The sequence below is a fragment of the Ferrovibrio terrae genome (assembly GCF_943371255.1).
GTDB lineage: Bacteria > Pseudomonadota > Alphaproteobacteria > Ferrovibrionales > Ferrovibrionaceae > Ferrovibrio > Ferrovibrio terrae_B.
This window is the reverse complement of the sequence record NZ_CALRUC010000046.1, coordinates 22075-31163: the sequence shown is the minus strand read 5'-3', so window position 1 is coordinate 31163 and position 9089 is coordinate 22075. Positions and strand designations below refer to the sequence as shown.

Annotated in this window: 10 protein-coding genes; 1 reads left to right on the top strand and 9 read right to left on the bottom strand. The window is 65.0% G+C overall.

The features are described from left to right. The 7 genes from AAG799_RS11655 to AAG799_RS11625 all read right to left on the bottom strand — a co-directional run. Positions 1-412: PaaI family thioesterase (locus tag AAG799_RS11655; protein WP_341896005.1), on the bottom strand; the 412-nt coding region annotated here is incomplete at its 3' end. Next, positions 409-999: a TetR/AcrR family transcriptional regulator gene (locus AAG799_RS11650; protein ID WP_341896004.1), complete on the bottom strand. Its 591-nt coding sequence runs from the start codon at positions 997-999 to the stop codon at positions 409-411. The genes AAG799_RS11650 and AAG799_RS11655, both read right to left, overlap by 4 nt. 78 nt (positions 1000-1077) lie before the next feature. Next, positions 1078-1860: an SDR family oxidoreductase gene (locus tag AAG799_RS11645; RefSeq protein WP_341896003.1), complete on the bottom strand. Its 783-nt coding sequence runs from the start codon at positions 1858-1860 to the stop codon at positions 1078-1080. A gap of 51 nt (positions 1861-1911) precedes the next feature. Further along, positions 1912-3147 (bottom strand): Zn-dependent hydrolase, encoded by a 1236-nt coding sequence (locus AAG799_RS11640; protein ID WP_341896002.1) that lies wholly within the window; start codon positions 3145-3147, stop codon positions 1912-1914. A gap of 114 nt (positions 3148-3261) precedes the next feature. Next, positions 3262-4386, bottom strand: coding sequence for a CaiB/BaiF CoA-transferase family protein (locus AAG799_RS11635; protein WP_341896001.1), 1125 nt, complete (start codon positions 4384-4386; stop codon positions 3262-3264). Then, positions 4383-4784, bottom strand: a complete 402-nt coding sequence (locus AAG799_RS11630; RefSeq protein ID WP_341896000.1) for a rhodanese-like domain-containing protein — start codon at positions 4782-4784, stop codon at positions 4383-4385. The genes AAG799_RS11635 and AAG799_RS11630 overlap by 4 nt, the downstream gene beginning before the upstream one ends. A gap of 34 nt (positions 4785-4818) precedes the next feature. Further along, the gene (locus AAG799_RS11625) at positions 4819-5913 is read right to left on the bottom strand and encodes a hypothetical protein (RefSeq protein ID WP_341895999.1); all 1095 of its coding nucleotides are present in this window, start codon (positions 5911-5913) and stop codon (positions 4819-4821) included. 146 nt (positions 5914-6059) lie between these two features. Between AAG799_RS11625 and AAG799_RS11620 the strand changes: the two genes are divergently transcribed. Next, complete coding sequence (locus tag AAG799_RS11620) at positions 6060-6935, top strand: transglycosylase SLT domain-containing protein (RefSeq protein ID WP_341895998.1); 876 nt, start codon at positions 6060-6062, stop codon at positions 6933-6935. 13 nt (positions 6936-6948) lie between these two features. On the opposite strand, the gene AAG799_RS11615 is transcribed toward AAG799_RS11620, so the two are convergent. Both AAG799_RS11615 and AAG799_RS11610 read right to left on the bottom strand, forming a co-directional pair. Then, positions 6949-7887 (bottom strand): 2-hydroxyacid dehydrogenase, encoded by a 939-nt coding sequence (locus AAG799_RS11615; protein WP_341895997.1) that lies wholly within the window; start codon positions 7885-7887, stop codon positions 6949-6951. 84 nt (positions 7888-7971) lie between these two features. Beyond that, on the bottom strand, positions 7972-9012 hold the full coding sequence (locus AAG799_RS11610; protein WP_341896006.1) for a glycosyltransferase family 1 protein: 1041 nt from the start codon (positions 9010-9012) through the stop codon (positions 7972-7974). Between the last annotated feature and the right edge of the window lie 77 nt (positions 9013-9089).

Genomic DNA, 9089 nt, shown 5'->3' with positions numbered 1-9089 from the left:
CGATCGTCGCCAGTGCCGTGGCGACGATCTTCTCGGCGCCGTCTTTCACCGCAAAGACATCGGCGCGCGTCACCACCTGACGCCCGCCGGCCTTGATCACCGTGCCGATGGCGGTCAGCTCCTCGCCCACTGCCGGTGCCAGCAGGTTGAGCTTGTATTCCGAGGTCACCACATCACCGACCACGGAGGCCGCGGCCCAGGCGCAGACCGTATCGGCCATGTAGCCGACGATGGCGCCATGGGCAAAGCCGTGATGCTGCGTCATCTCCTTACGGATCGTGGTGGCAATGCGCACCCGGCCGGGTTCGAAATCGAGCAGCCTGGTGCCGACCCAGTTGGTGAAGGGGCTGATGGCAATCGCCTGTTCCATCATCGCGCGGGTCAGCTGGACCTTGGGGACGGCATCGCTCATGTGAGGGCCTTTTGCAGCAGTTTGCCGATGCGGCGCAGCGGCTCGGCGGAATGCTGGGTGCGCGCCAGCACGATGGCGCCTTCCAGCGAAGCCACGGCCCAGAGCGCCAGATCACTCGCCTCCTTCGCCGGCTTGCCGTCGCGGCGCAGCTGGTCGGCCAGCGCATCGGCCCAGGCCTGATAGCCGCGCTGGCAGGCCAGCCGCAGCGGTTCGACAAAGGCGCCGGTCTCGACCGCGACGATGGTGAGCGGCGAGCCGTCCTTGCAGCCGGACTCCTCCATCCAGACGGCGATCTGCGCCGCCAGCGCACCGACGGCAGCAGCGGCGGAACCGGATCTGGCGATGGCTTCGGTCAGGGTTGCCAGGAAGCATTCGGCCGCCCAGTCCACCGCCGCCGCCGCAAGCTGCTCCTTGCCCGCGGGGAAAAAGTGATAGAGCGAGCCTTTCGGCGCACCGCTTTTCGCGACGATCTCGTTCAGCCCGGTGCCGGCATAGCCGCGCCGCGACATCAGCTTCGCCGTCATCGACACGAAGCGCTCGCGCGTGGTGGCCGGCTTGCGCGCCGGCAGGGCTGTGGTTTTGGCCATGCACTGATTATATAGACTGGTCTAGTGAGCGCAAGGGCAAAAGCAAGGGGGCTAAAGCCCCCTTGCCCTGCGGAAAACTTAGAAGCTGCCCGGATAGTTGCCGCCATCCAGCAGCACATTCTGGCCGGTCATGTAGGCCGCCTGTACCGAACACAGGAAAGCGCAGACCTGGCCGAACTCTTCCGCCGTGCCGAAACGGCCGGCCGGCACCGTGGTGGCCTGCTTGGCGATCTCGGCCTCCAGCGCCTCACCCTGCAGGGTGCCGCCCTTGTTCATGGTCGTGCGCAGACGGTCAGTGAGGAAGCGGCCAGGCAGCAGGTTGTTGATGGTGATGCCATCCTTGGCCACCTGACGAGAAAGCCCGGCAATGAAGCCATGCAGGCCCGAGCGCGCGCCGTTGGACAGGCCGAGCACCGGGATCGGCGCCTTCACCGAACTGGAGGTGATGTTGACGATGCGGCCGAACTTGCGTGCCGCCATCTTGTCGACCACCGCCTTGACCAGCAGGATCGGCGTGATCATGTTGGCATCCAGCGCCTTGATCCAATGCTCGCGGTCCCAATCGCGGAAATCGCCCGGCGGCGGACCACCGGCATTGTTCACCAGAATGTCGATCTCGCCCGCCGCAGCCAGGGCCTGCTCACGGCCTTCCGCGGTGGTGATATCGCCGGCCACAGTCTTCACGTTCACGCCCGGCGCGGCTTCACGAATTTTTTTCGCGGCGGCTTCCAGCGTCTCGGCGCCGCGCGCCGTGATGGTGACATGCACGCCCTCTTTCGCCAGCGCCAGCGCACTGCCGTAACCAAGCCCCTTGCTTGCCGCGCAAACCAGTGCGTTGCGGCCCTTGATGCCGAAATCCATGCTTGAACTCCCTAGACGCTTGAGTGATGTCCGGGGAGAGTCATAGCGCCATCAGGCGGCGTGTTCCAGCATCGCCCGCAGCAGCACGTTGCAACCTGCAGCCAGGTCACCCGGCTTGGCATCTTCCACCTCGTTATGGCTGATGCCATCGGCGCAGGGCACGAAGACCATGCCGGTGGGCGCCACGCGGCTGATATAGCCGGCATCATGGCCCGCGCCCGAGGTGATGTCGCGCCAGGCATAGCCGGACTCTTCCGCCGCCTTGCGCACGGCAGCGACGCAGTCCTTGTCGTAATGGGTCGCTGGCGAATGCCAGATTTCCTTGCATTCATGTTGCAGCCCGAGCGCGCCGCAGATCTCGGCGCAGGCGGCATGCAATTCCTCGGTCATGATGGCGAGCTGGTCATCGAAGGGATGGCGCAGGTCGACGCTGAAGAACACGTTGCCCGGAATGGTGTTGCGCGAATTCGGCATCACCTTGACCAGACCCACGGTGGTCACCGCCGGTGCATGATCCAGCGCGATCTGGTGCACGCGCTCCACGACACGCGCACAGCCCAGCATGGCATCCTTGCGGCGATTCATCGGCGTGGTGCCGGCATGGCTTTCCGCGCCGGTGATGGTGACCTCGAACCAGCGGATGCCCTGGATGCCCTGCACGACGCCGATGGTCTTGGCTTCGGCTTCCAGGATCGGCCCTTGCTCGATATGCGCTTCGAAAAATGCCTTGAACTTGCGGCCGCCCACCGGCTGGTCGCCGAAATAGCCGATGCGCTTCAGCTCGTCGCCGATGGTCTTGCCATCCATGTCGGCACGGCTGAGGCCATAGTCTTCCGTGAAGACGCCGGCAAACACGCCGGATGCCACCATGGCCGGAGCGAAACGCGAGCCTTCCTCGTTGGTCCAGACCGAGACTTCCACCGGGGCCTCGGTCTCGAACTTGTGGTCGTTGAGGGTGCGGATCACTTCCAGCCCGGCCAGCACACCATAGACGCCGTCGAACTTTCCACCGGTCGGCTGCGTGTCGAGATGGCTGCCGGTCACCACCGGCGGCAGGTCGTTATTCTTGCCCGGACGGCGGGCGAAGATGTTGCCCATGCGGTCGATGCTGATCGTGCAGCCGGCATCCTTGCACCATTGCACAAACAGATCGCGGCCCTGCTTGTCCAGGTCGGTGAGCGCCAGGCGCGCGCAGCCGCCCTTGGGCGTGGCGCCGATCTTGGCCATCTCCATCAGGCTGTCCCACAGACGATCCTGATTGATCCGGATATTACGCGCCTCGGCCATGCTCATACTCCTTGCTGGAATTCAGAGCTTAGAAAATGCAAGGCGCATGCCGCAACCGGCAGATATGGGATTTTCTCTACGCTTCGTACAGGAATGCCCAGAAAGCGCGCAGGACTACTCGGCTGCCGTCGCCTTTTTGGTCACGCCCCACTCCGTCACCGCCGCTTCGCCGCCCTCGCCGCGCGCCGGCGGCTTGCGGCGGATGGCGCCGGGCGTGCGTGAAAAGCGCGGCGCCGGCGCCGGCTGGGTGACGCCATCGGGTGCGACGAAGGTTTCGCGCGCCGCCATATGGCCGTGGCCTGGCGCCTCATCGAGCCCGAGCACCGGTGCGAAGCAGATATCGCTGCCCTCCATGATGGCGCACCATTCCTGGCGCGTTCTGGTCTTGAAGCTGGCGGCAATGGCGGCCCGCAGGGACGGCCAGCGTTTGCGGTCATGCTGTTTCGGCAGCGTGGCGGTATCGAGGCCAAGTTTTTCGATCAGCTCGGCGTAGAACTTGCCTTCAATGGACCCGATGGCAACGAAACCGCCATCGGCACATTCGTAGGTGTCGTACCACGGCGCGCCAGAATCCAGCATGTTGGCGCCGCGCGTATCGCTCCACAGGCCGGCGCCCTTCATGCCATAGAACATGGTCATCAGCGAGGCAGCGCCATCCACCATGGCGGCATCGATCACCTGCCCCTTGCCGGACTGCTGGCGCTCGAACAGCGCGGCGAGCACGCCCATGGCGAGATAGAGCGAGCCGCCGCCGAAATCGCCGACCAGATTGAGCGGCGGCACCGGGCGGCCATCCTTGTGACCCATCGCATGCAATGCGCCGGTCAGCGCGATGTAATTGATGTCATGGCCCGCCGCCATTGCCATCGGGCCATCCTGGCCCCAGCCGGTCATGCGGCCATAGACGAGTTTCGGATTCTTCGCCTGCGCCACATCGGGGCCGAGGCCGAGACGCTCCATCACGCCGGGGCGGAAGCCTTCGATCAGCACATCGGCTTTCGCGATCAGGTCGAGCACCAGCGCGATGGCTTGCGGATTTTTCAGATCGAGCGCCAGCGAGCGCTTGCCGCGACCGAGCAATTCATATTTCGGCTCGATCGGCAGACCGAGATCGACATCGCCTTCGCGATCGATGCGCAGCACATCGGCCCCCAGATCGGCCAGCAGCATGCCGCAGAACGGCACCGGCCCGATGGCCGGCATCTCGATGACTTTCAAACCACTGAGAGGCCCGCTCATTTTTTGTCCTTCGGCTTCCACTCCGCCACCGGCAGGCCGGCCTTCTTCCAGGCGCTGAAGCCGCCTTCAATATGGGCAATCCGGTCCAGCCCCATATCCAGCGCCGTCTTGGTGGCGAGTGCGGAACGCAAACCGCCGGCACAGAAGAAGATGAACCGCTTGTCCTCGGCAAACACCGGCTTGTGATAGGGACTTTCCGGGTCGATCCAGAATTCCAGCATGCCGCGCGTGGCATGGAAGGCGCCGGGGATCATGCCGTCGCGTTCCAGTTCGCGCGGATCGCGGATATCGACGAGCACGACATCCGGTTTATTATACTCTTCAGCCGCCTGTTCCGGCGTCAGCGTGACGATGGCCTGCATGGCCTCGTCGAGCATGGCCTTGTAGCCTTTGCGCATGGTTTCCTCCGCATACTGTGGCGGAGAGTATAGGTCAGTCGCGGAAACTGCGCCAAGCCTGCTCGAACCATGACAGCGACAACACCGGCAGCAGCACCGGCTGCCAGGTCCAGCCGGCTTCCGTTACGGCACTGCGCACGGCCAGCAGCAGCGCGTCGTCGGCTTCGATCAGCAGCGTGTTGTTGCGCCAGCGTTTCGGCGGCGGCGGCGCGGCCCCCAGCCGTTCGGCCTCGCCGCTGCGGCCGACCAGCGGCAGGGCCTTCACCGTGTTGCGGTCGCGGTCGAACACCAGATCGAAACCGGTGAGCCAGTCGCGGCCGGCCAGCAGGCCAAGATCGCGGTGGCGCAGGTCGTCGCCGCGGCCGGCGATGGTCATGCCGCCCGGCCGCAGGATGGTGGCCACGCGCTGACCGCCGGCATTCAGGCCGTTCAGGCGCGCCCGCAGTTCCGCCATCGATACCGGCGTACCCTCGCCCGGCTGCTGCGCCGTCAGTTCAATGCAGCGGCCGGCGGCAAACAGCAGCAGGCCGAGCCAGAGCAGCACGATCAGCGCATGGCCGCCGCGGCTGTGCAGCAGGCGCAGCGGACCGGGAAAGCGCCGCGCCCGCAGGGCCGGGATGGCATGGCGGCGCCGGGCCAGTGCTGTGCTGTCGGCGCCATAGAAGGCAAACAGCGTATCGCCGATCACCAGCCACTGGCCGCGCGCATAGCCACGGCTCTTTTCATTCGCACCGGCAGTCTGGAACGAGATGCCAGCATCGGCATATTCCACGCCCGCTGCGGCAAAACTGCCGAAGCGCTGCTCGGCTGCCGCCGCGGCGGCCTCATGGGTGCGGAAGCGCGCGGCGATACAGGCGGTGCCGTCATGGAAGCGCGCCAGCTCGGCGGCCTGGGCCTCAGGGAACAGCGGCCGCAGGTCGCGATACTCGCTGGCATGGCGGCCGAACACCGCCCAGGAATTCATGTAACCGCCATAGCGGGTGGCGAGCGCGATGGTATCGATGCGCAGTCGCGAGGCCGCCCAGCGGTCGAACAGCGCGTAGAAACCGGCCGGCAGGCCGATTCCGCCGGCCAGCAGCAGCAGAAAAGCCAGCCAGGGACCGTCTTTCGACCAGTCCAGCTGCGTCATCAGTCCCGCCCAGCCCTCGCCCATACCGTCTGTTTGCCCGCAAAGTTCTGCCGAAACAAGGGGATACCATAAGCCGCCGATGTTAACTGAATCTTTCCCCCGGGTCGGTTAAAGGATATTTCGGCTCACATCAGGTATTCCGCTGCATGGCCCCCGTCACGCCGTTCCCGCCGCCTTCCGCTAAAGCTGACAGCTATCGCGTCGGCGGCCATCAGGTCAGCTACGAACTGCTCAGCACGCTGAAGCAGGCCAGCAGCCGCACCGGCGTCGATTTCGCCTATCTGGTCGCCCAGGCCGGGCAGGAAAGCGGCTTCAAGGCCGATGCCCAGGCCAAGACCAGCTCGGCACGCGGCCTGTTCCAGTTCATCGAAAGCACCTGGCTGGAAACCGTGCGCGATCATGGCGCCAAGCATGGCCTAGCCGAGCAAGCGCAGAAGATCGGCACCGGCAGCGACGGCAAGCCGCGCGTCAGCGACGCCGAAACCCGCCGCGATATTCTCTCCCTGCGCGACGATCCGCGCATTGCCTCGGCCATGGCTGCTGAATATGCCCGCAGCAACCAGCAAATCCTGTCGCGCGAATTCGGCGTCGATGTGAAGAAGGTCGATCTCTATCTCGGCCATTTCCTCGGGGCCACCGGCGCCACCAAATTCCTCACCGGCCTGAAGGACAATCCGGCGCAGAGCGCCGCCGCCCTGCTGCCCGATGCCGCCGCGACCAATCAGGGCGTGTTCTACACCCCCGATGGCAAGCCGCGCTCGCTGGGCGAGATCTATGCCTTCTTCAACACCAAGCTGGACAGCAAGGCGGTCGGTCTCGACACCGTGCCGCTGGATGGCCAGGCCTCGGCGCTGGCCACCACCCAGTCCTATGGTAATTCAGCCGTGCAGGCGCAGATGGACGAACAGCGCCGCTTCATCGACCAGAACATGAAAATGATGGCGATGGAAATGCTGCACAAGATCATGCTCGGCAACAAAAACCGGCTGATGGCCCTGGGCAAGCCCGACAGCGAAAGCTGATTCCTCCGCCGCCTCACACCACCTTGGTCAGCACCGGCTTGCCGGCGAACCAGGCTTCCAGATTCTTCAGCATCAGGTCGCCCATCGCCTGCCGCGTTTCATGCGTGCCGGAACCGACATGCGGCGCCAGCGCGACGTTGTCCAGCTTCCACAATGCTTCCGGCACAGTCGGCTCGTTCTCGAAGACATCGAGGCCGGCACCGGCGATCTTGCCCTCGACCAGCGCCTGCACCAGTGCGGCTTCCACCACCACGCTGCCGCGCGCGATATTGACCAGATAGCCCTTCGGGCCCAGCGCTGCGATGACCTCGGCATTGACGATCTGATGGGTTTCCTTGCCGCCCGGGCAGGAGATCATCAGGATATCGACATCCTTCGCCATGGCGGCGAGATTGTCGTAATAGCGCCAGGCCAGATCGGCTTTCTTGCGCGGGCCGAAATAGCGGATCTCCATGCCAAAGGCCTCGGCGCGCTTGGCAATCGCCTGGCCGATGCGGCCGGCGCCGACGATGCCCATGATCTTGCCGCCCAGCTTGTCGGTCAGCGGGAACTTGTCCTTCGGCCAACGGCCCTCGCGCACGAACTGATGCGCCTGCGGCAGGCGGCGCAGCATGCCCAGCGTCAGCCCCATCGCCGTATCGGCGACGCATTCGGTCAGCACATCGGGCGTGTTGGTGACGGTCACCTTGCGCTCCTGGGCGCAGGCGATGTCGATGGAGTCATAGCCGACGCCGAAGCTGGAAATGATCTCCAGCTTGGGCAGGGCCTCGATCAGGTCGCGCTTGGCACCCGCAGCGCCCGAGGTGGCCATGCCGCGCACGCGCGGGCCGATCTCTTTCAGCAGCGCCGCCTTGTCCTTGGCTTCCCACAGCTTGTGCACGGTGTAGCTGCTGTCCAGCACCTGCTGGATGGCCGGCGGCATGGCGGTGGTCTGTACGATCTCGGCGCCCATTCGGGTTTCCTCCAACTCATATATGAGTTGCAAACCCTAGCGGGGGGACGCCGCCCCCCGCAAGACGCAGGACCACTGAACCAATCAGGCCGCCTTCGGTGCCGTCGCGCCTTGTGCCAGCGGCTGGCGCAGCGGCGCCAGGTTGCGCAGGAACTGGTCGGTGCAGGCCTCCCAGGAATACTGCAGCGCCAGGTCGCGGCAGGCTTCGGCCGATTTGCCCAAAGCCCCGCGGATGGCAACCGCAAGATCCTCATCCAGATGGCCGACTTCGGGATGCGGGCCGACAATGTCGATCGGGCCGGTCACCGGATAGGCCGCGACCGGCACGCCGGACGCCAGTGCCTCCAGCAGCACCAGGCCGAAGGTGTCGGTCAGGCTGGGGAAAACGAACACATCGGCCGCCGAGAAATAGCTGGCGAGATGGCCGTTCTCGAGATAGCCGGCAAACACCGCTTCAGGATACTTGGCGCGATAGCCTTCCAGGTCGGGGCCGATGCCGACCACCAGCTTGGTGCCATCCAGTTTGAGCTTGAGGAAGGCCTCGATATTCTTGTCGACCACGACGCGGCCGGCATAGAGATAGATCGGGCGCGGCAGGTCGAGAATATCCTTCGGCCGCGGCTTGAAACGCTCCACATCGACGCCGCGCGACCAGGTGCGCAGGTTCTTGAAGCCATGCTCGGTCAGGCTTTTCGCCAGGCTGTCGGTCGCCACCATCACGCCGGCGCCGCCATTGTGGAACCAGCGCATGAAGGCGTAGCTCCAACTCAGCGGCAGGCCGCTGCGCTCATGCACATATTCGGGGAATTTGGTGTGATAGGCCGTGGTGAAGATCAGGTCGTTGCGCTTGCAGTATTTGCGCGCCGCCATGCCGAGCGGCCCCTCGGTGGCGATGTGGATCGCATCGGGGGCGAAGCTCTCGATCAGTCGCACCAGCTTGCGGTAGGGCAGGATCGCCAGCTCGATTTCGGGATAGGTGGGGCACGGGATGCGGCGAAACTCGCCAGGCCCGACCACCTCGACCACATGGCCGCGCTTTTCCAGCACCTCCCGGGTCTTGGTCAGGGTCCGCACCACGCCGTTCACCTGCGGGTGCCATGCATCGGAAACGATCAGAATACGCATGCCCATTGTCTCTCCAGCCCCTCTCCCTGGACCGGCCCGCCGCATCTTGGGGCCGATTCACCGATTCCCGATTTCAT

Coding starts and splice junctions, on each gene's coding strand:
- AAG799_RS11620 (WP_341895998.1), top strand. CDS start 6,060: ATGGCCCCCGTCACGCCGTTCCCGCCGCCTTCCGCTAAAGCTGACAGC.
- AAG799_RS11610 (WP_341896006.1), bottom strand. CDS start 9,012: ATGCGTATTCTGATCGTTTCCGATGCATGGCACCCGCAGGTGAACGGC.
- AAG799_RS11650 (WP_341896004.1), bottom strand. CDS start 999: ATGGCCAAAACCACAGCCCTGCCGGCGCGCAAGCCGGCCACCACGCGC.
- AAG799_RS11640 (WP_341896002.1), bottom strand. CDS start 3,147: ATGGCCGAGGCGCGTAATATCCGGATCAATCAGGATCGTCTGTGGGAC.
- AAG799_RS11615 (WP_341895997.1), bottom strand. CDS start 7,887: ATGGGCGCCGAGATCGTACAGACCACCGCCATGCCGCCGGCCATCCAG.
- AAG799_RS11635 (WP_341896001.1), bottom strand. CDS start 4,386: ATGAGCGGGCCTCTCAGTGGTTTGAAAGTCATCGAGATGCCGGCCATC.
- AAG799_RS11645 (WP_341896003.1), bottom strand. CDS start 1,860: ATGGATTTCGGCATCAAGGGCCGCAACGCACTGGTTTGCGCGGCAAGC.
- AAG799_RS11625 (WP_341895999.1), bottom strand. CDS start 5,913: ATGACGCAGCTGGACTGGTCGAAAGACGGTCCCTGGCTGGCTTTTCTG.
- AAG799_RS11630 (WP_341896000.1), bottom strand. CDS start 4,784: ATGCGCAAAGGCTACAAGGCCATGCTCGACGAGGCCATGCAGGCCATC.